This is a genomic window from Bradyrhizobium sp. WSM1253 (genome assembly GCF_000244935.1).
Classification (GTDB): Bacteria; Pseudomonadota; Alphaproteobacteria; order Rhizobiales; family Xanthobacteraceae; genus Bradyrhizobium; species Bradyrhizobium canariense.
On the sequence record NZ_JH600073.1, the window covers coordinates 3,040,671 to 3,061,129 of the forward strand.

Consider the following 20,459-nt stretch of genomic DNA (forward strand, 5'->3'; position numbering starts at 1 on the left):
CCGCTCGAACTGAACCAAAGCGCACAATCCTTGTCCGCCGCGCGCTCGAACGAGGTCGCACGCTTCGGACGAGATCCTTCATTTGCGCAAACGCCGCATGCGCGCGCGCCAGGCTCGCCGTCTTGTCTGGCGGATGTGCCTGAGTAACATAGCTTTGCAAGGCAGCTGTCTTTTACAGCTTTTCCAGACACGGTTTGCAGTCCCCGCGTTCGGATCCAGACAAGAAAAATCGAAGAAAAAGAAGCAATGGACCAGGCGATGCTGAGCGTCGTCCGCGCAGTAGAGGCAGGCGCGACGACGATGAAGGGCGTGATCGACGCCACCGGACTGTCCCGTCTCAAAATCGAACGTGCGTTGAACGCGCTGGAGAAGCAGAAGTTGCTGGTCCGCGACGGCCAGGGTTTTCGCGGAACCGGCCCGACCAGGACAGCCCAGCCTGCCCGGCAATGCGGCTCGTGCAATGCCTGCTGCGACATCCTCGAAGTCGCCGCCGTCGACAAGCCGGTGAACCAGCTGTGCAAGCATTGGCAGACGGGCACGGGTTGCACCATCTACGAGCGCCGTCCCCAGATGTGCCGTTCATTCGTCTGCGCCTGGCTGCAAGGCCATCTCGACGACCACTGGTTTCCCGCGAAGTCGGGCATCATCGTGCATTTCAGCCAGGACGCCGTCAACGTCACCGTCGATGATCATTGCCCTGATCGCTGGCGCGAGGAGCCCTATTTCAGCAAGCTCGCCGAATGGTCGCTGAACGGCATCAAGCGAATCGGAAATCGCGGCTACGCGACGCTCGTCGTCTCCGGCGCCGACCGGTTCCTGCTGCTCGGGCGCACCGTCGTTCCCGAGCCAACGCTGTTCGGCACTGCGTTCATGCCGCTCACCGCCGACACATTTCGATTCTGGCGGGCGACATCCCCGGAGCATCTGCAGCGGCTGCACGAGCGTATCGCCGAGCTCGAGCGGATCAGGCAGGAATTCGGCTCCTGCGCCATTCCTTCCGATGAGGACGACGATCCGCAAGCGCCCTATCGGCCCGCACTTCTACGGCAATCGAATCACGCCTGAACTCCGCCGTGGGCAACAACGCATGATTTCCGCCATGGTGCTCGACGCGCCGCGACCGGGTTGTTAAGTCCCTGTCCGCGAATGATAGGACTTGAGTCGGGACATGACGGTTGCAATCGAGATGGGGCAGACCACGGCGGGCGCTGTGGCCGCCATGGACCTCGAGGAACTGCTGGCGACCCGCCTCCTGGTGCAGGGCAATTCCGGCTCCGGCAAATCGCATCTGCTGCGACGGTTGCTGGAGCAGAGCGCACCCTGGGTGCAGCAGGCCATCATCGATCCCGAAGGCGATTTCGTCTCGCTGGCGGAGCATTTCGGCCATCTCGTGATCGAGGCCGAGGATCACACCGAACGCGGCCTTCAGGTTGCCGGCGAGCGCGCGCGGCTGCATCGCGTCTCCACCGTGCTCAATCTCGAAGGGCTCGACGCCGAAAACCAGATGCGCCGCGCCGCGGCCTTCCTCGGCGGGCTGTTCGACGTGGACCGCGACCATTGGTATCCGATGCTGGTGGTCATCGACGAGGCGCAGCTGTTTGCGCCTGCGGTTGCGGGCGAAGTCTCGGACGAAGCGCGAAAGCTTTCGCTCGGCGCGATGACCAATCTGATGTGCCGCGGCCGCAAGCGCGGGCTCGCCGGGATCATCGCGACCCAGCGGCTGGCAAAGCTCGCCAAGAACGTCGCGGCGGAAGCGTCCAACTTCCTGATGGGCCGCACCTTCCTCGACATCGACATGGCGCGCGCCGCCGACCTGCTCGGCATGGAGCGGCGGCAGGCCGAATCGTTTCGCGATCTCGAACGCGGACAATTCATGGCGCTCGGCCCCGCGCTGTCGCGACGGCCCCTGCGTTTGAATATCGGCGCGACCGAAACCCAGCCGCGCAATTCCACGCCGCGGCTGATGCCGATGCCCGAAGCCGCACTCGAAAACATGCGCGACGTGATCCTGGCCGCGCCGCCGCCCGATGCGAGCCGGCCGCAGCGCCGGCCCGCGCCCGATCTGCTCGAGCAGCTCCGCGCCGCCAAGGCTGCGGCACCGGAGATCGGGCCCGAAATGATCGAGGTTCCGGTCAGCGCCGAGGAGCTCGCCGAACGGCGCGAGCGCGTGGATCGGACCCTTCGTGCCGTGCTCGCCGCGCCCGACGCCGGTTTCCGCGCGGTCGGCGTGCTGTACCAGGAGTTCGTGGTCCGCTGCCGCATCGAGGGCCTCGGCTCGGCGGTGCCCGACCTCACCGAATTCCGCCGCATGCTGACGCGCGCACGCGCCGGGCTCGGCGCCGAGCATGCCGAGGACGACGCCTGGCAGGATGTGTCGCTCCGCGCCTCGATCCTTCCCGACGACATGCAGGGCGTGTTCATGATGATCGCGCGCGCGGCGAAAGAAGGCTGGCCGTGTCCCGGCGACGCCGCCATCGCCCGCGCCTACGGCTCGCACTCCCTGCGCCGGGCGCAGCGCCTGCTCGGCTACATGGAAGAGCAGGGTCTGATCGTCTGCCAGCTCGACGGCGCCGGCCGCCGGATCGTGACGCTGGTAGAACTGGCCTGGGCCACCGCGCCGGGCGATCCCAATGCTGATGATTTACCCGCGGAGCAGGCTCCGAGCGCGGCTTCGGCTTGAGCCAGCGGATTGTCGATCAGGCCGCTTCGGTGACATCGGCGCCGATCAGCGCATCGGCCGCGCGCCGCCGCTCAACTGCAAACATGCGCCGATAGAGCACGACTGAGACGAGCCAGGCGACCGCGAACAGCGCGACCACGGCGAAGCCGACATTGGCGAGCGAGTCGTTGAGCGCGTCGACCAGTGCCCACGCGCCGCCGGACAGGCCGAGCCGGTCCGCGATCAGCCCGAGCGCCTCGATTCCCCCGATCAACAGCGCCACCGCCACGGAAGCTCCTGTGATCGTGAGGTTGTACCAGAGCTTTCGCAGCGGATCGACGAAGGCCCAGCGATAGGCGCTCACCATCAGCGCGGAGTCGGCGGTATCGACCAGCGCCATGCCCGACGCGAACAGCGCGGGGAAAACGAGAACATCGGCAAACGAAGCACCGCGCGCGGCTTCGCCGGCGGAGATGCTGAGCAGGCCGATTTCGGTTGCGGTGTCGAAGCCGAGCCCGAACAGGAAGCCGAGCGGATACATGTGCCAGGGTTTCGTCACCAGGCGGAACATCGGGCCGAGCAGCCGCGCCAGGAGACCGCGACTGGCGAGCAGGGCGTCGAGGCCCTCGGCGTCGTGAATGCCCTGCTCCCGTGCGGTGCGAAACGTCCGCCACAGGCCGGCGAAGATGACGAGATTGATGGCCGCGATCACCAGCAGGAACAGCGCCGAGACCGACGTGCCGATGAAGCCGCCGATCTCCTTGAGCAGGCTGTCGCCACCCAGGGTCACGACGCCGAGCGCGAGCAGCATGGTCGCGACCACGACGATCGTGGAATGGCCGAGCGCGAAATAGAGACCGACGCTGCGCGGCGCGCCGCCGGCCTGCATCTGCTTGCGCACGACATTGTCGATGGCCGCGATGTGGTCGGCATCGACGGCGTGGCGCAGGCCGAACACCCAGGCGAGCAGCGCGGTCGCCATCACCGTCGGCCGGTCACCAAACGCCGCGAAGGCCCAGGCCCACGCCGCGATGTTGGCCGCGATCAGCCCGCCGAACAGCAGCACCATTCCGGGCTCGACCGCCCGCAAAGATAATCTCGTCACGTCAATCATTCGGTCCACTGCGCACGCCCATCGCACGAGCGGTATGATCTTTTCATAAGGTGGTCATACTGGCCAGACTCGACTTCCACCCGATGATCGCATATGCGGATTTGCGGGAGGGAGGAGACGACAGCGGACCCCTTACGCGGCCTCGGAGCCGCCGAGATAGGCATCGCGGATGCGGGGATCGTCCTTCAGCGCGCGGGCGGAGCCGGAGAGAACGATCTTGCCGGTCTGGAGCACATAGGCCTCGTGCGCGATCTCGAGCGCGAGGCTGGCGTTCTGCTCGACCATGAAGACCGAGACGCCCTCCTGGTTGATGGTGCGGATCAGCTCCAGCACGCGGTCCACGTAAAGCGGCGACAGGCCCATGGTCGGCTCGTCCATCACGATCATCCTGGGACGGCTCATCAGCGCGCGCGCCATCGCGACCATCTGCTGCTCGCCGCCCGAGAGCGAGCCGGCGCGCTGCGACAGCCGCTGGCCGAGCTTCGGGAACAGCGTGAGCATCTTGTCGAGATCCTGCGCGATCGCCTCGCGGTCGTTGCGCACGAACGCACCCATCAGGATGTTCTCGCGCACGCTCATGTCGGCGAACAGCCGTCGCGCCTCCGGCACCGAGGCGATGCCGCGGCGGACGATCTGCGGCGTGGTAAGTCCGAGCAGCGAGGCACCGTCGAAAGTCACCTCGCCCGAGCGCGGCTTCACCAGGCCCAAAATGATCTTCATCGTGGTCGATTTGCCGCTGGCATTGCCGCCGAGCAGGCAGACGATGTGGCCGCGCGGAACTGATATCGACAGGTCGAAATGCACCTGGGCCTGACCGTAGAAGGTGTTGACGTCGGTGAGCGTCAGCAGCGCATCGGGAGGCGGGTTCGTCATGCGGCGCTCTCCTGCTTCGTCGTCAGGCCGTGGCCGAGATAGGCTTCGATCACCTTGGGATCGCCGCGCACCGCTTCGCCCGGGCCTTCCGCGATCTTCTTGCCCTCGTCCATGACGATGACGCGATCGGAGAGGCGCATCACCATTTCGAGCTTGTGCTCGATCAGCAAGATCGTCAGCCCTTCGGCTTTCAGCTCGGCGACGAGCCCCTGCATCTCCGTGGTTTCGGTTGGATTCATGCCGGCGGTCGGCTCGTCGAGCAGCAGCAGGCGCGGCCTCAAGGCGAGCGCACGGGCGATCTCGACGCGGCGGCGGTTGGCGTAGGAGAGACTGTAGGCGGGCTGGTCGATGCGCGGCAGCAGCCGCTCACCGAAGCGCGCGAGAATGACCTTCACCTCCTCGCGCAGCCGCTCCTCCTCGGCCTTGACGCTGGCGGGGCGCAGCAGCGCCAGACCCAGTTCCAGCAGCGGGCCGATCAGCGGCACGGCCGGCTTGACGGCACGCAGCCGCGTATGGGCGCCGATCAAGACGTTGTCCATGACGCTGAGATTGCCAAACACGCGACCGAGCTGGAACGTGCGCGCGATGCCTTCGGCGGCCAGCCGCTCCGGCGAGAGACCCGTGATGTCCTGACCTTCGAAGCGAACCGTCCCGGCGTCCGGCAGATCAAGCCCGGTCACGAGATTGAACAGCGTCGTCTTGCCGGCCCCGTTCGGGCCGATGATGCTGACGAGTTCGCCTTTGGCGAGATCGAGATCGATGGCGTCGACGGCGGTGAGGCCGCCGAAACGCCGCGTCAGACCGCGCAGGGACAGCATGGTCGTGCTCATCACATCGTCCCCAACAGGCCCTGCGGCCTGAACCGCACCAGCAGCAGCAGCACGATGCCGTAGATCAGGATGCGATACTCCGCCGCAATGCGGAACACTTCCGGCAGGCCGACCAGCGCGACCGCCCCGAGAATCGCTCCGACGACATTGCCGAGGCCGCCGAGGATCACCACAGTCAGCGCCAGGATGGATTGCTGGGTGTTGAAGGTCTCGTGGTTGATGTAGGAATAGAGGTGCGCGGCGATGCCGCCGCTGACGCCGGCGGCAAAGCCGCCGAAGATGAAGGCGAGCGATTTGTAGCGATTCAGGCTGAGCCCATAGGCGCGCGCGGCGATGTCGTCGTCGCGGATGGCGCGAAAACTGCGGCCGAGATGCGAGCCGAGCAGGCGTCCCTGCAGCAGCGCCAGCACGACCATCACGATGAAGCTGAACCAGTAGATCGAAATCGGGCTGACCAGCTCATAGCCAAACAGCGACAGCGGCGGAATGCCGGAGATGCCGATCGGCCCGCGCGTGACGCTCTCCCAGTTCAGGATCACCAGCGAGACGATCTCGCCGATCGCGAGCGTCGCGATCGACACATAATGCCCGCGCAGCCGGAACGACGGCGAGATCAGCGCCGTGCCCAGCGCCGCACTCATCAGGCCGCCGCCGATGATGGCAAGGCCAACCGGGACGGCGAACGTGAGCGACAGCAGCGCGGAGGTGTAGGCGCCGATCGCGAGCAGCGCGGCGTGCCCGAGCGAAACCTGGCCGATCGTGCCTGCCACCAGGGTGAGGCTCAGCGCGAGCATGCCGAGCAGCCAGGCGTTGATCAGGGTCTGGAGCACGTAGAACGACACCGGCAACAGCGGCAGGATCGCGAAGACGGCGGTCGCGATCAGCAGAGCCCAGCGCGGAATACGCACCGGGCGGCTCGGCGCAATGAAAGTGCCGGTGAGCGGCTCGGGCGGCGCCTGCCGTGCGCTGGCGAACAGACCGTTCGGGCGCAGCACGAGCACCACGACCAGCAGCAGGAATGCGAACAGATTGCGGTAGCTGGTGCCGAACACGGCGACGCCATAGCTCTCGACCAGTCCGAGCAGCAGGCTGCCGATCACCGCGCCCGGCACGTTGCCGGCGCCGCCGACGACTTCGGCAACGACGCCCTTGAGCGTCGCCTGCAGGCTCATCGCGGTGTCGATCTGGTTGTAATACATGCCGACCAGCAGGCCGGAAACGCCGCCGAGCGCAGCCGCAATGCCGAACACCGCCTGATTGACGCGATTGACGTCGACGCCCATCTGCATCGCGGCGTCGCGGTCCTGCGCGGTGGCACGCACGGCCCAGCCGAGCTTGCTGTAGCGCAGGAACACGAACAGCAGCAACGCGCTGGTGAGGCCGACACCGGCGATGAGGAGATCGAGCGGTCCGATCGTGCCGCCGCCGATCTGGAAGCGGATATCCGGCAACTGGCTCGGCAGCGCGCGCGGATTGGGCGAGAAGGTCAGCATCACGAGCTGATCGAGCACGAAGCTGATGCCGATCGTCGCCAGCAGCGGCGCGATGCGCACCGAGTTCTGCAGCGGACGCAGGCCGAACCGTTCGATGATCAGGCCGACCAGCGCTGCCGCCACCGCGACCACGATGATGGTGAGCGGCAGCGGCGTGTGCAGCTGCACCACCGCGACCCAGCCGATATAGGCGCCGACGAGGTAGATCGACCCTTGCGCAAAGTTGATCAGCCGGCTGACGCCGAAAATCAGCGCGAGCCCGACCGCAACGAGGGCGTAGACGTTACCGACGATCAGCCCGTTGATCGTGTAGTCGAGCCAGGAAGACACGCAGGAGATCCCCTCAGGTCGGCTTGCCGTCCCAGAGGGCGAACTGGCCCTTGCGCACGACGAGCTCGGCGTTCATGGCGCCCTTGACGCGCCGGCTCTCGACGTCGAACGTCGCTTTGCCGAAGATCACGCTCGAGACGTCCTTGACTTTCGTGAAGGCGTCGCGGATCGCACGCCGGTCGGTGCCGCCGATCTTCACCACGGCGGCGGCCATGTTCATCGCGTCATAGGCGTAAGCGTTGAACGCGTCGGGCTCCACCCCGTTGTACTTCTTCTTGAAGCCCGCGATGAACGTCTGCACCTCGGGGCGCGGGTCTTCCGGGAAGTAGCGCGTGCCGACGTGGACGTCCTCGACGGCCTCGCCGCCGAGCTCCAGGAATTTCGGCGAGTAGACCGAGCTTGCGGCGCAGATCACCTGCTTCAGCCCGACCTGGCGTGCCTGCCGCGCGATCAGCGCACCGTCGGAATAATAGGAGATCAGGATCAGCCCGTCCGGATTGGCGTCGCGGACCCGCACCAGCGTGGAGCGGAAGTCGCGCTCCTCCGCAATGTAGCCTTCGGTGACGGCGATTTCGGCGCCGTGTTCTTTCGCGGCCTTGACGAAATAGTCTCGGCTGGTCCGGCCCCAATCGGTGTTGAGGTGCAGCACGGCGAGCTTCTTCAGGCCGAGACGCTTCACGGCATAAGCCGCCAGCAGCGGCTGCTCGTCAGCCTGGCTGACGGAGGTGCTCCACATGAAGTCGCCGCCCTTGGTGAAATCGGGATGCGAATTGGTGAACCCGAACTGCACCAGCCCGCCGCGCTGATAGATCGGCGAGGCCGCCATCGAGGCGGGGCTGGAGAAGTCGCCGAGCTCCATGACAATCCTGGGATCGGAGACGAACTTCTGGGCGATCGCCACCGACTGGCGCGGGTCGCTCTGGCTGTCCTCGAAACTATAGGCGAGCTTGCGGCCGTTGATGCCGCCCGCTGCCTGGATCTCGTCCAGCGCGAGATCAAAGCCCTGCTTCCACTGCGTGCCATATTGCGCGTTCGGCCCGGTCAGCGGACCGCTGACGCCCAGCAAGATCGGCTCGGACGATTGCGCAAGCGCGGCGCGCGAGAAGGCTGCTCCCGCCATCATGGCGGCAAGCGAGCCCTTGACCAGGGTACGACGATCGATGTTGCTCATGGACGGCTCCATCCTGTCAGGTGTTGAAACAACCAGCAATTTCCATGCCGGTGAGGTTGGCTATTTCGAGGGCTCGCCGAGCGACAGCATCAGCCGGTTCGCCCAGTTGAAGAACGACGCGCCGTTGATGACGTCGACGATCTCGGCATCGTCGAGACCGGCGCAGCGCAGCTCATCGATATTGTCGGGGCCGAACGCGATCGGCGTCGCAGCCAGCGCCACCGAGGCCTTGACGACCGCATTCCAGCGCTCGCCGAGATCGGCGCCGACGCCCTCCTCGAGCAGCCGCTGCACATCGTCGCGGCGCTTGGAATAAGTGCTGGCGAAACGCGCATGCACGGAGGCGCAGTAGATGCAGCCGTTGTAGCGCGAGGTCGCAGCCGCCGCCAGCTCGCGCTCGGCGCGCGGCAGGCCGTCGGCAACGTTGTAGAAGATGTCCTTGTCAGTCTTGGTGCGGGCTTCCAGCACCTCGGGATCGCGCACCAGCAGTCGAAAATATTCGGACTTGGAACGAGAGCGATCGACGAGGCCGGCGAAATGCCGCTCGGTCAGCTCGGCTTCGGGCAGCGGATCGATCCACGACACCCAGCCCAGTTCATCCTGGGTGAAGACGACGGGCGGATTGACGTTGTTTGCAGCGCTCATGATTGCGATCTCCTTAGGCGCCGCCCGCAGCGTTTGCGCTGCCAAGCGAGGCGCCGAGCACGCGCAGTCCGGTGACGACGCGCACCTGGAACGACAGGAACGCAACGAGCTGAGAGAACGTGACGATTCCGGTGTTCGACCAGCCGGCAGCGAGCAGCGCCTTCATGTCGGCCACGGCCGCATCGCGCGGGCGGAACACCAGCAGATGCGCATGCTCGAACGCCGCAACGAGCCGGTCCCCGAGATCGGTCTTGCGCTCCGCGCTGACGCGGTAGGCCAGGCCGGCCTTGTTCTCGACCGACAGCGGCCCGGCCGGAAAGGCGCCGTAAGGGCCCGAAGTCTCGCCCCGCGCGATTTCAGCCTCGATTGCCTCAATCAGGCGCGCACCGTCGGCGATCGCAGTTAACTTCGCCCGATAGAAGGCAGCTACAGTCGGCTCGCGGTGAAGACCGATCACGAAGAACGCGACTGCCGCCCGCTCGACAAGCGAGACATCACCGGCATCGATCGGCTCGAACAAAGAGAGATAGCTCTTCTGCGCATTGTCACGCGCCTGCACGCGCTTGGCGCGAATGCCGTCCAGGGCCGATCCCGGCTCAATCCCAGCGAGCGCGTCGATGATATCCTTCGTAGCCATCATTCAGCCTCGTACAATTCTCTGGTGTCGCAACTAGCCCGCCAGCGCCACATCCGCCGCCGTCCGGGTCCAGCCCAGCGCCGGCGCGACCTTCTCCGTGACCAGCTCGATCGAGCGCAAGATATGGGGATGCGGGGCATCGACCGAATGCGCCTGGAAGACGAGATCGGTCACCCGCTCCAGCGTGGCGTCGGCGCGGAGCGAAGCGATCACGTCGTCGGCCGCGCCGACATGGGTGTCGAACGCTGCGATCATCTCCTCGAGCGTCTCGCCCGGCTTGGCGTGGCCGCCCTTGAGGAATTGCGGCAGCGCGCGCCGCAGCCCGATATCGGCAAGGCGTAGCGCCTCGGTGCGGTCGTCGGCGACGAAGATGGTGCGCGAGGCCATGATGCGGGGTTCGCGTCCCGGCGGCAGTGCTTCAAGATAGGCATCGATGACCGGATTTTGAATCTCGGCCAGCGTTGCCTTCGGCGCCTCCTTGGTTCGAGGCTGGGTGCGCGACAGCAACAGGCCATCGCCCGCCTTACCGGCACGCGCGCCGCCCGCAACGGAGAACGTCGCCTGCCAGATCCGGTTGTCCAATTGCGGCCGCTGCGGATAGAGCGTGTCGCCACCGTCGAGCGGCTTGCCCGTCAGCGCCGTGCGGACGATTTCCAGATTGCGCGCAAAGATCTCGTTGCGCTGGGCGCTGTCGAGGCCGAAGGCGGCAAAGGCCGAGGGATTGCCGCCGGTGCCGACACCGAGCTCGAAGCGACCATTGCAGAGCAGATCGAGCACCGCGGCGTCCTCCGCCACCCTCACCGCATTCTCCAGCGGCAAGGTGACGATGCCGGTGCCGAGCCGGATGCGCGAGGTTTGGGCTGCGACGTAACCGAGGAAAGTAAAGGGCGACGGCAGGCCGCCCTCGCGCTCGTGGAAATGGTGCTGCGCGATCCATGCGGAATCGAGGCCCGCTTTCTCGGCGCGCACGATCTGCTCGGCCGCGAAGCGATATCGGTCGGCGGGCGGGGCCTCGTCGAGAAGCCGTGTGAAAAACCCCAGGCGTTTCAGGTTTGCTAAGCGTTTCATACGACCCCTGTCGGACGAGGATGGGCCCCGATGATGTCGGTTGCCGCAGCTCCAGACAAGCGGGCATTGCGCAGGGCTCGTACGCAAGGCTGCCCGCCGGGATCGCCCTGAGCTGAACTTTGGCTGGGCAGACTGCCTACCAGCTCGGCAGTACCGCGCCCTTGAACTTGGTCAGGACGAACTCCTTCACCTCCGCCGTGTGATAGCTGTCTACCAGCACCTTGACCCAGGGCTTGTCCTTGTCGACCGTGCGAACGGCGATGAGATTGACGTAGGGACCCTTCGGGTCCTCGCGCAGGATCGGATCCTTGACGGGATCGAGGCCCGCCTGGGTTGCATAATTGGTGTTGATCGCGGCGGCGTCGACGTCGTCGAGCGCGCGCGGCGCCTGCGCCGCGTCGACCTCGATGAACTTCAGCTTCTTTGGATTCTCGGCGATATCAAGCACCGTCGGCTTGAAGCCCGTGCCGTCCTTCAGCTTGATCACGCCCTTGTCGCGCAGCAGCAGCAGCACGCGGCCGCCATTGGTCGGATCGTTCGGGATCGAGACCTTGCCGCCCTCGGGGATGTCGGCGAAGGCCTTGTGCTTCTTGGAATAGACGCCGATCGGGAAATTCACGGTCAGGCCGACGGCTTCGATCTTGTAGCCACGGTCCGCCTTCTGGTTGTCCAGATAAGGCTGGTTCTGGAACGAATTGGCCTGGATCTCGCCGGCATCGAGCGCGGCATTCGGCACCACGTAGTCGGAGAATTCGATGAGCTGGATGTCGAGACCCTGCTTGGCGGCGATCGGCTTCACGGCCTCGAAAATCTGGGCGTGCGGCCCCGGCGTCACGCCGATCTTGATGGTCTCGGCCGAGGCGCCCGCCGACCATACGACGAGGACGGCAGAAAGGATCAGGGGGAGGCGAAACGACATCTTGGTCTCCATGATCTTGGTCTCCATGACTCAGCGGCAACGACTGGAACCGTATTCGCTTCTCTATGTGGCGAAATCAATGAAATGGAAATCCATATTGGATGCCGGCAGCGGCAGACACCTTCTCAATTCGATACCAATCGCGAAACGAATTTACAGAGATTAGGAATGCTCTGCGCAAGCGTGACGGGCATCACGGCGCAACAACAGCCGGAGAGCGAAAATGGCGGCGAGATAGCAGCAGGCAATCCAGCCGGGATTTCGGTGCTGGTTGTCGGTGTTGCCAGCATCAGATGATCTGCGCCTACTCGGACCGCCAGGTCGACGGCGACAGCATGATCAGGACGCAGATCACGGCATAGGCGGCGAGCGATGCCGTCACCATGGTGGCGAGCCCCGCCATGCCGGCGCCGAAGCTTGCCACCGCGATCCAGCCGCCGCCGGCCGCGATCAGGATGCGCGCGACCGAAGACGCGAGCGGGCCGATGGCGCGGCCGGTGCCTTGCACGGCGAACGACGTCACGAAGCCGAAGCCGAGTGCGACATAGGCCGGCGCGACGATGCGCAAGTAGGTCATGCCTTCGCCCACCACCTCGGCATCGTGACTGAAGAGATTGAGCCAGGCCGTCGGGAAGATCGCCACCAAAAGGCCGATCGTGCCGGTCATAACCATGCCGACAACGCCGCTGATCCAGCCAATGCGACGTGCCCGCGCCGTCTGTCCCGCGCCCATGTTGACGCCGACCATCGTTAGCGTCGCGGTGCTGATGCCGAACAGCAGCGGGATCATGATGTAGTCGAGCCGCGAGGCGATGCCGTAGCCGGCGAGCGCGGAGGTGCCGAACAGGCCGACCGCGCCGGTGACGAGAATGACGGTGAGATTGGTCAGCACCGCATTGAAGGCGGTGGGAATGCCGACCTTCAGCATGTCACCGAAGATTTTTGCGCGGAGCGGCACGATGTGCAGCTTGAGGCCGGTCGCGCCTGAGGCCATGTAGCGCAGCAGAAACAGCATCGCCGCGCCGTAATAGAGGCCGAAGGCGATGCCCGCGCCGCCGATGCCGAACCGCGGGATCGGTCCCAGACCGAAGATCAGCGCCGGCGACACCGGAATCGTCACGATCGCGCCGACCAGCGTCACCAGCGCGGGCACCTTGACATTGCCCGCGCCGCGTAGCGCCGCCGCCTGGAGATTGACGATCCAGACCGGGATGGCGCCGGCGAACAGATAGTTGGAATAGGTGGTGGCCGCAGCGAGGGCACCGTCGGCGCCGCCAAGGGCGCGGTAGAGATGCGGACCGCCGACGATGACGCCGAGCGTGAACACGCCGCCGGCAATCATCGCGAGCACCACGGCATGAAACAACGCGGCTTCGGCATCGTCGCGGCGGCCGGCACCGACCGCGCGCGCGACCGAGGAGGCAACGCCGCTGCCGAAGCCGCCATTCGACATCATGGTCATCAGCATGAAGATCGGGAACACGAGCGCCGCACCGGCCAGCGCATCGGTGCCGAGGAAGCCGACATAATAGGCTTCCGCGATGTTGACCGCGGTTTGCGCCACCAGGACGGTCACGGTCGGCAGCGCGAGCCGAAGCAGCGTCGGCAGGATCGGCGCCGTCAGCAGCGCTGCGCGCCGCTGCTCGGCCGCGCCTGGTGTTGATGCCGCCACTTGGCGGAGCGGAGCGGTGGCGCGAGCCACGATCTGCGGGGCGGACAAGGCCGGCGCGGCGGCATCCTCGACTGACATGGGTTCGATCCCTGGGGTCCCGAAGGGCCGCCGCCGATCGGCCGCCCATTGCATTATGATCATAATGTATTATTATGATCATAATGCAATGGGCCCGGCCTCACGATTTTGTGGCGGGGTCGCGCAGGAGGCGGGATTGGCGCGCTACGACAAGGGACACAGGGACACGACGCGGCGGCACATCATCGACGTCGCCTCTTCGCAGTTCCGCGAGAGCGGCATCGCCGCGGTCGGCCTCGCCGGCATCATGGCGGAAGCGGGCCTGACCAACGGCGCCTTCTACACGCATTTCGCTTCCAAGGAGGATCTGGTACGCGCGGTGCTGATCGACGCCCTGGAGCGGCGCGAGCAGAGGCACAAGGACAATCTTGCAAACGGCGTCGCGCTCGAGGCAACGATCCGCGACTACCTCTCCCCGCGCCATCGCGACCGCGCGGGCGCCGGTTGCCCGACCGCAGCCCTTGTCGCCGAAATCGCCCGACATCCCAAGGCGACGCGTGATGCCTTCACCGAGAAGACGTCGGAGATCATCGCGCTGATGGCGGCGCAGATGCCGGAAGGTCCGGTTGCGGAGCGTCGACGACGCGCGATTTCGGTCTACGCAACCATGGTCGGCGCGCTGCAATTGTCGCGCGCGGTGAGCGACAGGCAATTGTCGGAGGAAATTCTCGAGAACGCGGTTGGAGCTGCGCTGGCGCTTGCGAATGGGCGGTTCCCCTAGCTCGCATTGGATCGCCGCCTTGGGTCTCTCGCGCGGCGATCCAGCTAGCGCCCCTTGGCAGCCATAGCTGCCGTCCCCTACGTTCGTCATTTCGCCGCAGGGTTTTCTCACCCTGTCGGCATTGCCGCCTCGCCCGTGATGAAACATGATGGGCCTTGGCCGGTGACGACTTGTCTGTGAAGTGGGGATCATCCGATGAACGAGAACGAAATCCGCAAGTCCATCGCTGAGGTGAAGCAAGGCAAGCTATCGCGACGTTCGTTCATGCAGACGATGGCTGCGATCGGGATCGCAGCGCCGGTCGCGAGCCAGATCCTGGTCTGGAATGACATGGCGATGGCGGACGCCACGCTGCCTTACAAGCCGACCAAGGCCGGCGGCGGCGGCCCGCTCAAGATCCTGCTCTGGCAGGCCCCGACGCTGCTCAATCCGCATTTCGCGCTCGGCACCAAGGACCAGATCGCCTCGCGCGTCTTCTTCGAGCCGCTCGCCGGCTGGGACAAGGAGGGCAACCTCGTCCCCTGCCTCGCGGCCGAGGCTCCATCCAAGCAGAACGGCGGCCTTTCGCCGGACGGCCTGAGCGTGACCTGGAAACTGAAACAGGGCGTGAGGTGGCATGACGGCAAGCCCTTCACTGCCGACGATGTCGTCTTCACCTGGCAATACGCCTCGGATCTCGCGACCGCGGCGTACACCACGGGTTCCTACAAGGACATCACGGTCGAGAAGATCGACGACCACACCATCAAGGTGCTGTTCAAGGCGCCGACGCCGTTCTGGGCCGATCCCTTCGTCGGCTCGGTCGGTCCGATCCTGCCGAAGCATCATTTCGGCGATTATGTCGGCGCGAAGTCGCGCGAAGCGCCCGGCAATCTGAAGCCGGTCGGCACGGGTCCCTACAAATTCGTCGAGTTCAAGCCGGGCGACCTGATCCGGGCCGAACGCAATCCCGACTATCACGTCAAGAACCAGCCGCATTTCGACACGCTCGAAATCAAGGGCGGCGGCGATGCGGTATCCGCGGCGCGCGCCGTGCTGCAGACCGGCGAATATGACTACGCCTGGAACATGCAAGTGGAGGAGGAGGTCCTCAAACGCATGGAGGCCAGCGGCAAGGGCAAGCTCGACGTCACGCCGTCAGGCAATGTCGAGTTCATCATCCTCAACACGACCGATCCGTGGACCGAGGTGGACGGCGAGCGCTCCAGCCCCAAGACCAAGCACCCGACGCTGTCCGATCCCGCCGTTCGCCGCGCGATGAACTTGCTGATCGACCGCGAGTCGATCCAGAAGTTCATTTACGGGCGCGGCGGCGTCGCCACCGCGAGCTTCGTCAACGCACCCAAACAGTTCAAGTCGGCCAAGCTGAAATACGAGTTCGACGTCGACAAGGCCAACAAGGTCCTGGATGACGCCGGCTGGGCAAAGGGCGCGGACGGCATCCGCGAGAAGGACGGCAAGAAGCTCAAATTCGTCTTCCAGACTTCGACCAATGCGCCGCGTCAGAAGACGCAGGCCATCATCAAGCAGGCCTGCCAGAAGGCCGGCATCGAGATCGAGATCAAGGCGGTCACGGCATCGGTGTTCTTCTCGTCCGACGTCGGCAACCCCGACACCTACTCGAAGTTCTATGCCGACATGGAGATGTACAACACGACGCAGCCGCAGCCCGACCCGGAGCGCTTCCTGAACCAATGCGTCTCCTGGGAGATTTCCAACAAGGACAACAAATGGCTCGGCCGCAACGTCTCGCGCTGGTCCGATCCCGAGGCCGACAAGGCCTACAAGGCCGCCCAGAACGAGCTCGATCCGGTCAAGCGGGCCGCGCTGCTGATCAAGGTCGACGAAATTTTTTGCGAGGCCAACGTGTTCCTGCCGCTTCTATCCCGCAACATCGTCAACGCAGGGGTCAACAATCTCACGGTCGACATGTCAGGCTGGGACGTCACGACCTGGAATCTGGCGAGTTGGTACCGCAGCTGACGCTTTCCAGCTCCATTGCCAGTTCAATCCTTGCGAGCTCAATCCCTGCCGGCGAATTGACGGTCGAGGTTTGACGCAGTGTCGGCGCTTCTCAGCCGCTTCATCAGCTCATCCCGCTCCTTGCCGTCGGGCAACGCCTCGGCCTTTTCGCGGATGGTCCTGGTGAACTCTGCAAGCCGCTCTTGAAGCGTGGTGGTTTGCTGAACGCGACGCCGCCTGTGCACGATCGGGTCTCCATGTCATGGCACCATGCGGTGCCTTTCCGCATGGCCGATGATAAGAGCGAGCGCAGCCATGTCTGCATCAAATGATATAGTCAAGCCATTTGGTGCCGACGCCCTCTGTGCACATGTGAACAGTCGGAGCTGCCTTCAGCTGCCGGTCCGGAACGAAAATGACGGCTGTTACATTGACGCGGCGAGACAGCACGGACGCGCCATGGGCAAGATATTGATCAGCACTGCCGTCGTAAGCCTGGCGCTCATCATTGCCTTCGCGGTCTATGTCATCACTCTGTGAATTGCCGACAGCAGAAGCCAATGATGGTGCGGCTCGGACATCACCCGCGCGCGCAGCAATCGACCAACAGGTCCCAGATCCGCTGCGCCTCGGCCGGCTTGCGGGCTTCGAGCCCCTTCTCCGGGTCGGACTGCGAGTGGCCCGCCACCGGGTGCGTTTCACGCGGCACGATCCATCTCTGGGAGATCGGGTCGTACCATTTTCCGATCATCATTTCAGTCACGCCGATCGACTCACCGATTTGATCCTGGGCGGAGCTACGGCTCGCGGGCTTCGTCCAATCCCATTCGCCGCGCCTCGCCCATTTTACAAATCGGCTTCTTGCCCGATCGTTCCTGCAACGGCTCAGCCAGGCCGCACCGGATGAAGCGTACGGGGATGCCGCTCGTGCAGCAGTCGCGCGAGCTCTTCCCGCTCCGCTGGCCGTCCCTTCATGGCGGTCTCGAACAGCGCTTCCTGGATGTCGCGGGGCATGTCACCCCAGACGTCCATCGCCGCTCGTCCGAGCAGGCTCGCAAGATGATCCGCTCCATCGCTCATTCGGCTCTCCTGATCTGGTCACGGGAATGGAACAGCTGCAGCTGTGCGGCGTTCCAGTTCCATCATTGACAAGGAGACGTCGTTTACGGGATTCTTCACCAAGGACATCAAATCGATGGAAGACCTGCTGCTGCACGGGCTGCAGGATATCTATTACGCGGAACAGCAGATCCTCAAGGCGCTGCCGAAGATGATCGATAAGGCGACAAACAAGGACCTCGTCGCCGGTCGAGGCGTACTGGTGAAGACGTGCTGGGCGTGGCGGCCCTGCTCGCAGGGCTGCCACGTTCTCGTCGCACGTTCGGTCAGATGAACGGCTTGCCGCCGGTGACCGCCAGGGTCGCTCCCGATGTGTAGCTCGATAGCGGATCGGCGAGCATGACATAGGCTGTCGCGAGTTCGGCCGGCTGGCCGGCCCGTTGCATCGGCACCTGCTTGCCGAAGTTCTTCACAGTGTCCTCCGCCATCGTCGACGGAATCAGCGGCGTCCAGATCGGACCCGGGGCGACCGCATTGACCCGAATGCCTTTGCTCGCCAGCATCTGGGCGAGCCCACCGGTAAAATTCTGAATGGCGCCCTTGGTCGTGGCATAGGCCAGCAAAGTCGGATTCGGCATGTCGGAGTTCACCGACGCGGTGTTGATGATCGCCGCTCCCGGGCGCATGTGGGGGACCGCAGCCTTGGTGAGATAGAACATGGCGTGGATATTGGTCTCGAACGTCCGCTGCCATTCCTCGTCGCTGATGTCAGCGATCTCCTTGAACGTGTCCTGATGCGCCGCGTTGTTGACGAGGATGTCTATTGCGCCGAACGCCTCGACGGTGCGCTGGATGATCGCGCGGCAATGATCGGGATTGCGGATGTCGCCGGGGATCAGGACGACCTTGCGTCCTGCGCGCTCCACCAGCGTCTTGACCTCGGCGGCATCCTCGTCCTCGTTCAAATAGGCGATGACGATGTCGGCACCTTCCCGGGCATAGGCGATCGCGACCGCGCGGCCGATGCCACTGTCGCCTCCGGTGATGATTGCCTTCTTTCCGGTCAGGCGCCCGGCGCCCCTGTAACTTTCCTCGCCATGATCCGGTCGCGGGTTCATCGCGCGCGTCGAACCGGGCATCGATTGCTGCTGCGGCGGAAAAGGCGGCTTTGGATAGTCGGTCATGAAGCGGCTCCAGAGATTCACTGCGCTAACGGAAAGCTTTCGGAAGCGTTCCTCGCTGTTCCATCACGCCTCGTGGCCAAGCCTTACGATGATGTCGCTCCGCAACAGGGCTGGCGCGTCGGCGGCGCCCAATCGCCATAGGCTCTCGCCCGCAACCAGCGCCGGCATGGGCAGTTCGCCGTCCGCGAAATTGGCGACGATCTGCAAGATGTCTCCGTTCGCCGTCCGCCAACGGGCATCCAGGCCGCCCTTACGCTGGTTCTCCCCCAGCAACTTGCAATGAGCCGAAAGGAAACCCCGTTTGATCAGCGGAACGATCTTCTCGCGCCGTATCTTCAGCAATCGGGATGTTAGGCTGCGAAACCTGGCGCTGGCGGGAGAGCGGTCGATGCCGGTCCAGTCGAGCTTCGATGCCGCGAAGGTTTTTTCATCGCACGGATCCGGAATCCTGGCGCGTATGTCGGGCGTCGAGAACGCCCTGAAGTGCGCGAACTCCTTACGCCGCCCTTCCCGTGTCAGCTCGGCAGCTTCGCCGGACCAGTCTGCGAAAAACAGGAACGGTGTCTCGGCCGCGGCTTCCTCACCCATGAACAACATCGGAATGTGCGGATTCAAGAGAACCAGCGCCATGGCCTGATCCAGTTTCTCCGGACCGACCAGCGCGGAAAGCCGCTCCCCGAGCGCGCGATTGCCGATCTGGTCGTGGTTCTGGGCGAAGAAGATGGTGGCCTCAGGCGGCAGATGCGCGCTCGGCTCGCCGCGCGGTTCGTCATGCAGCGGAAAGACTTCGCCCTGATAGGCAAAGCCCTCGGTGAGCGCTCGCGCGAGATGTTCAAGCGGCCTGTCTGCGAAGGCGCGATAGTAGCCTTCGTCCTCACCCGTCAAGAGGACGTGGAGCGCGTTGTGAAAATCATCGCCCCATTGCGCGTCATAGAGCCGGGTTCGCCCTTGAGCACGGTCGAGCAGGCGGGCCTGATTGGCCTCGTTCTCCAGCATCAGATGCACGCGTCGGCCCGGCAGCTGACTGCGAACCGTCTCGGCAAGCTCGATCAGGAAATGGCGGTCGGAATCGTCCTTGAGCGCGTGAACCGCATCGAGCCGCAAGCCGTCGAACCCGTAGTCGCGCAGCCACATCAACGCGTTCTCGATCAGGAACTCGCGCACGAACGCGCCGTCGTGTCCCTCGAGGTTGACGGCAGGGCCCCAGCCGGTGCTATGGCGCGTGGTGAAGAAGCTTTCCGCATAGAGGTGCAGATAGTTCAGCTGCGGCCCGAAATGGTTATAGACCACATCGAGGTAGACCAATATGTCGAGGGCATGCGCCGCGCGTAGCAGCCGCTTGAGGTCTTCCGGCCTGCCGTAGCGTGCATTTGGCGCATTCAGCAGCACGCCGTCATAGCCCCAATTGTGCCGGCCGGGGACGTCATTGAGCGGCATCAGCTCGATTGCGGTGATGCCGAGATCGCGCAGATAGGGCAACTTCTTCTCGACGCCGGCATAGGTGCCTTCCTCACTGAAGGTGCCGACATGCAACTCGTAGATCACGGCCTCCGCCCAGGGGCGGCCGGGATAGAGCACCGAGTCCCGGAACGTCGCGGTGTCGATCACCTCGCTCGGCGCCCCGACGTCGTCTGGCTGGAAGAACGAGGCGGGATCGGGAACGACCAGGTCTTCGTTGATCCTGAACTGATAGCGCGTGCCGACATGCGCGGTGGGACTCAACCACTGGTACCAGCCATCGTGGTCGCGCGTCATCCGGAGTGGCGGCCGGCCGGCTTCGAGCAATTCGACCGATTGCGCCGTCGGCGCCCAGAGATTGAAGCAGACCCCGTGATCGAGGCATCGAGGGCCGTGGTGTCGCGCTTGCCCGGCCATTCCCAATCTGTGACTCAAACCTGGTCGCCTTTGCGTGGCTGGAAGTAACAGCACGCTTCGCGAGGCTCGATTTTGCGATCGCTTGAGCATGCTCTGGACGGGAGAAGCCGAGATCGAGGCATTCGTTCCTCAGGCCGGCACCACACTGATGCGCCGTGCGCGTTGTGTG

General features: G+C 64.7%; 21 protein-coding genes and 1 pseudogene. 6 read left to right on the plus strand and 16 right to left on the minus strand.

The window, feature by feature from the left end; translation table 11 throughout:
• Window positions 1-246 precede the first annotated feature (246 nt).
• Window positions 247-1,065: a YkgJ family cysteine cluster protein gene (locus tag BRA1253DRAFT_RS15855; RefSeq protein ID WP_035993459.1), complete on the plus strand. Its 819-nt coding sequence runs from the start codon at window positions 247-249 to the stop codon at window positions 1,063-1,065.
• Window positions 1,066-1,168: 103 nt separating this feature from the next.
• Window positions 1,169-2,680, plus strand: a complete 1,512-nt coding sequence (locus tag BRA1253DRAFT_RS15860) for an ATP-binding protein (RefSeq protein WP_007595935.1) — start codon at window positions 1,169-1,171, stop codon at window positions 2,678-2,680.
• A gap of 16 nt (window positions 2,681-2,696) precedes the next feature.
• Here BRA1253DRAFT_RS15860 and BRA1253DRAFT_RS15865 read toward each other — a convergent pair whose 3' ends face one another.
• From BRA1253DRAFT_RS15865 to BRA1253DRAFT_RS15905, 9 genes are all read right to left on the minus strand, one after another.
• Window positions 2,697-3,728: a HoxN/HupN/NixA family nickel/cobalt transporter gene (locus BRA1253DRAFT_RS15865; RefSeq protein ID WP_007595937.1), complete on the minus strand. Its 1,032-nt coding sequence runs from the start codon at window positions 3,726-3,728 to the stop codon at window positions 2,697-2,699.
• Between the two features lie 177 nt (window positions 3,729-3,905).
• Window positions 3,906-4,646 carry an ABC transporter ATP-binding protein gene (locus BRA1253DRAFT_RS15870; protein ID WP_007595939.1) on the minus strand — a complete coding sequence of 247 codons (741 nt, stop codon included), beginning with the start codon at window positions 4,644-4,646 and terminating at the stop codon, window positions 3,906-3,908.
• On the minus strand, window positions 4,643-5,476 hold the full coding sequence (locus BRA1253DRAFT_RS15875) for an ABC transporter ATP-binding protein (RefSeq protein ID WP_007595941.1): 834 nt from the start codon (window positions 5,474-5,476) through the stop codon (window positions 4,643-4,645). The genes BRA1253DRAFT_RS15870 and BRA1253DRAFT_RS15875 overlap by 4 nt, the downstream gene beginning before the upstream one ends.
• A complete protein-coding gene (locus BRA1253DRAFT_RS15880) occupies window positions 5,476-7,299 on the minus strand; it encodes an ABC transporter permease (protein ID WP_007595943.1) in 1,824 nt (607 codons plus the stop codon). Before BRA1253DRAFT_RS15880 ends, BRA1253DRAFT_RS15875 begins: the two co-directional genes overlap by 1 nt.
• 13 nt (window positions 7,300-7,312) lie before the next feature.
• The gene (locus BRA1253DRAFT_RS15885) at window positions 7,313-8,470 is read right to left on the minus strand and encodes an ABC transporter substrate-binding protein (RefSeq protein WP_007595945.1); all 1,158 of its coding nucleotides are present in this window, start codon (window positions 8,468-8,470) and stop codon (window positions 7,313-7,315) included.
• Between the two features lie 60 nt (window positions 8,471-8,530).
• Entirely contained in the window at window positions 8,531-9,115 is a 585-nt protein-coding gene (locus BRA1253DRAFT_RS15890; RefSeq protein ID WP_007595946.1) for an alkylhydroperoxidase domain protein, read from the minus strand.
• A gap of 13 nt (window positions 9,116-9,128) precedes the next feature.
• On the minus strand, window positions 9,129-9,752 hold the full coding sequence (locus BRA1253DRAFT_RS15895) for a CMD domain protein (protein WP_007595947.1): 624 nt from the start codon (window positions 9,750-9,752) through the stop codon (window positions 9,129-9,131).
• A 33-nt stretch (window positions 9,753-9,785) separates the two neighbouring features.
• Complete coding sequence (locus BRA1253DRAFT_RS15900; protein ID WP_007595948.1) at window positions 9,786-10,820, minus strand: putative FMN-dependent luciferase-like monooxygenase; 1,035 nt, start codon at window positions 10,818-10,820, stop codon at window positions 9,786-9,788.
• A 136-nt stretch (window positions 10,821-10,956) separates the two neighbouring features.
• A complete protein-coding gene (locus BRA1253DRAFT_RS15905) occupies window positions 10,957-11,751 on the minus strand; it encodes a MetQ/NlpA family ABC transporter substrate-binding protein (RefSeq protein WP_007595949.1) in 795 nt (264 codons plus the stop codon).
• A gap of 72 nt (window positions 11,752-11,823) precedes the next feature.
• Between BRA1253DRAFT_RS15905 and BRA1253DRAFT_RS43600 the strand changes: the two genes are divergently transcribed.
• Window positions 11,824-12,036 carry a hypothetical protein gene (locus BRA1253DRAFT_RS43600; RefSeq protein ID WP_157158598.1) on the plus strand — a complete coding sequence of 71 codons (213 nt, stop codon included), beginning with the start codon at window positions 11,824-11,826 and terminating at the stop codon, window positions 12,034-12,036.
• 7 nt (window positions 12,037-12,043) lie between these two features.
• Here BRA1253DRAFT_RS43600 and BRA1253DRAFT_RS15910 read toward each other — a convergent pair whose 3' ends face one another.
• A complete protein-coding gene (locus BRA1253DRAFT_RS15910) occupies window positions 12,044-13,489 on the minus strand; it encodes an MATE family efflux transporter (RefSeq protein ID WP_007595950.1) in 1,446 nt (481 codons plus the stop codon).
• Window positions 13,490-13,625: 136 nt separating this feature from the next.
• On the opposite strand from BRA1253DRAFT_RS15910, the gene BRA1253DRAFT_RS15915 reads away from it, so the two are divergent.
• Together BRA1253DRAFT_RS15915 and BRA1253DRAFT_RS15920 are read left to right on the plus strand one after the other, a co-directional pair.
• Entirely contained in the window at window positions 13,626-14,210 is a 585-nt protein-coding gene (locus BRA1253DRAFT_RS15915) for a TetR family transcriptional regulator (RefSeq protein ID WP_035993465.1), read from the plus strand.
• A gap of 195 nt (window positions 14,211-14,405) precedes the next feature.
• Window positions 14,406-16,193, plus strand: coding sequence for a peptide ABC transporter substrate-binding protein (locus BRA1253DRAFT_RS15920; RefSeq protein WP_007595952.1), 1,788 nt, complete (start codon window positions 14,406-14,408; stop codon window positions 16,191-16,193).
• A 38-nt stretch (window positions 16,194-16,231) separates the two neighbouring features.
• Here BRA1253DRAFT_RS15920 and BRA1253DRAFT_RS15925 read toward each other — a convergent pair whose 3' ends face one another.
• The 4 genes from BRA1253DRAFT_RS15925 to BRA1253DRAFT_RS15930 form a co-directional block, all read right to left on the minus strand.
• The gene (locus BRA1253DRAFT_RS15925) at window positions 16,232-16,417 is read right to left on the minus strand and encodes a hypothetical protein (protein WP_007595953.1); all 186 of its coding nucleotides are present in this window, start codon (window positions 16,415-16,417) and stop codon (window positions 16,232-16,234) included.
• Between the two features lie 79 nt (window positions 16,418-16,496).
• On the minus strand, window positions 16,497-16,733 hold the full coding sequence (locus tag BRA1253DRAFT_RS43605) for a hypothetical protein (RefSeq protein WP_157158599.1): 237 nt from the start codon (window positions 16,731-16,733) through the stop codon (window positions 16,497-16,499).
• A 19-nt stretch (window positions 16,734-16,752) separates the two neighbouring features.
• Window positions 16,753-16,935 (minus strand): hypothetical protein, encoded by a 183-nt coding sequence (locus tag BRA1253DRAFT_RS43610; RefSeq protein WP_157158600.1) that lies wholly within the window; start codon window positions 16,933-16,935, stop codon window positions 16,753-16,755.
• 122 nt (window positions 16,936-17,057) lie between these two features.
• Window positions 17,058-17,252, minus strand: coding sequence for a hypothetical protein (locus BRA1253DRAFT_RS15930; protein WP_007595958.1), 195 nt, complete (start codon window positions 17,250-17,252; stop codon window positions 17,058-17,060).
• A 115-nt stretch (window positions 17,253-17,367) separates the two neighbouring features.
• Between BRA1253DRAFT_RS15930 and BRA1253DRAFT_RS41545 the strand changes: the two are divergent.
• Window positions 17,368-17,481, plus strand: a pseudogene (locus tag BRA1253DRAFT_RS41545) (DUF892 family protein); the annotation flags it as partial.
• A gap of 76 nt (window positions 17,482-17,557) precedes the next feature.
• On the opposite strand, the gene BRA1253DRAFT_RS15940 reads toward BRA1253DRAFT_RS41545, so the two are convergent.
• Window positions 17,558-18,415 carry an SDR family oxidoreductase gene (locus tag BRA1253DRAFT_RS15940; protein WP_007595960.1) on the minus strand — a complete coding sequence of 286 codons (858 nt, stop codon included), beginning with the start codon at window positions 18,413-18,415 and terminating at the stop codon, window positions 17,558-17,560.
• 63 nt (window positions 18,416-18,478) lie between these two features.
• Window positions 18,479-20,290, minus strand: coding sequence for a malto-oligosyltrehalose trehalohydrolase (gene treZ, locus BRA1253DRAFT_RS15945; RefSeq protein WP_007595961.1), 1,812 nt, complete (start codon window positions 20,288-20,290; stop codon window positions 18,479-18,481).
• Window positions 20,291-20,459: the final 169 nt, after the last annotated feature.

Bases quoted from the DNA above. Each gene is read 5' to 3' on its own strand.
- BRA1253DRAFT_RS15885 (WP_007595945.1), bottom strand. From the start codon at position 8,470: ATGAGCAACATCGATCGTCGTACCCTGGTCAAGGGCTCGCTTGCCGCC.
- BRA1253DRAFT_RS15855 (WP_035993459.1), top strand. From the start codon at position 247: ATGGACCAGGCGATGCTGAGCGTCGTCCGCGCAGTAGAGGCAGGCGCG.
- BRA1253DRAFT_RS15910 (WP_007595950.1), bottom strand. From the start codon at position 13,489: ATGTCAGTCGAGGATGCCGCCGCGCCGGCCTTGTCCGCCCCGCAGATC.
- BRA1253DRAFT_RS15930 (WP_007595958.1), bottom strand. From the start codon at position 17,252: ATGAGCGATGGAGCGGATCATCTTGCGAGCCTGCTCGGACGAGCGGCG.
- BRA1253DRAFT_RS15900 (WP_007595948.1), bottom strand. From the start codon at position 10,820: ATGAAACGCTTAGCAAACCTGAAACGCCTGGGGTTTTTCACACGGCTT.
- BRA1253DRAFT_RS15870 (WP_007595939.1), bottom strand. From the start codon at position 4,646: ATGACGAACCCGCCTCCCGATGCGCTGCTGACGCTCACCGACGTCAAC.
- BRA1253DRAFT_RS15940 (WP_007595960.1), bottom strand. From the start codon at position 18,415: ATGACCGACTATCCAAAGCCGCCTTTTCCGCCGCAGCAGCAATCGATG.
- BRA1253DRAFT_RS15890 (WP_007595946.1), bottom strand. From the start codon at position 9,115: ATGAGCGCTGCAAACAACGTCAATCCGCCCGTCGTCTTCACCCAGGAT.
- BRA1253DRAFT_RS15860 (WP_007595935.1), top strand. From the start codon at position 1,169: ATGACGGTTGCAATCGAGATGGGGCAGACCACGGCGGGCGCTGTGGCC.
- BRA1253DRAFT_RS15875 (WP_007595941.1), bottom strand. From the start codon at position 5,476: ATGAGCACGACCATGCTGTCCCTGCGCGGTCTGACGCGGCGTTTCGGC.
- BRA1253DRAFT_RS15895 (WP_007595947.1), bottom strand. From the start codon at position 9,752: ATGGCTACGAAGGATATCATCGACGCGCTCGCTGGGATTGAGCCGGGA.
- BRA1253DRAFT_RS15920 (WP_007595952.1), top strand. From the start codon at position 14,406: ATGAACGAGAACGAAATCCGCAAGTCCATCGCTGAGGTGAAGCAAGGC.
- BRA1253DRAFT_RS43600 (WP_157158598.1), top strand. From the start codon at position 11,824: ATGGAAATCCATATTGGATGCCGGCAGCGGCAGACACCTTCTCAATTC.
- BRA1253DRAFT_RS15865 (WP_007595937.1), bottom strand. From the start codon at position 3,728: ATGGTGCTGCTGTTCGGCGGGCTGATCGCGGCCAACATCGCGGCGTGG.
- BRA1253DRAFT_RS15905 (WP_007595949.1), bottom strand. From the start codon at position 11,751: ATGGAGACCAAGATGTCGTTTCGCCTCCCCCTGATCCTTTCTGCCGTC.
- treZ (WP_007595961.1), bottom strand. From the start codon at position 20,290: ATGGCCGGGCAAGCGCGACACCACGGCCCTCGATGCCTCGATCACGGG.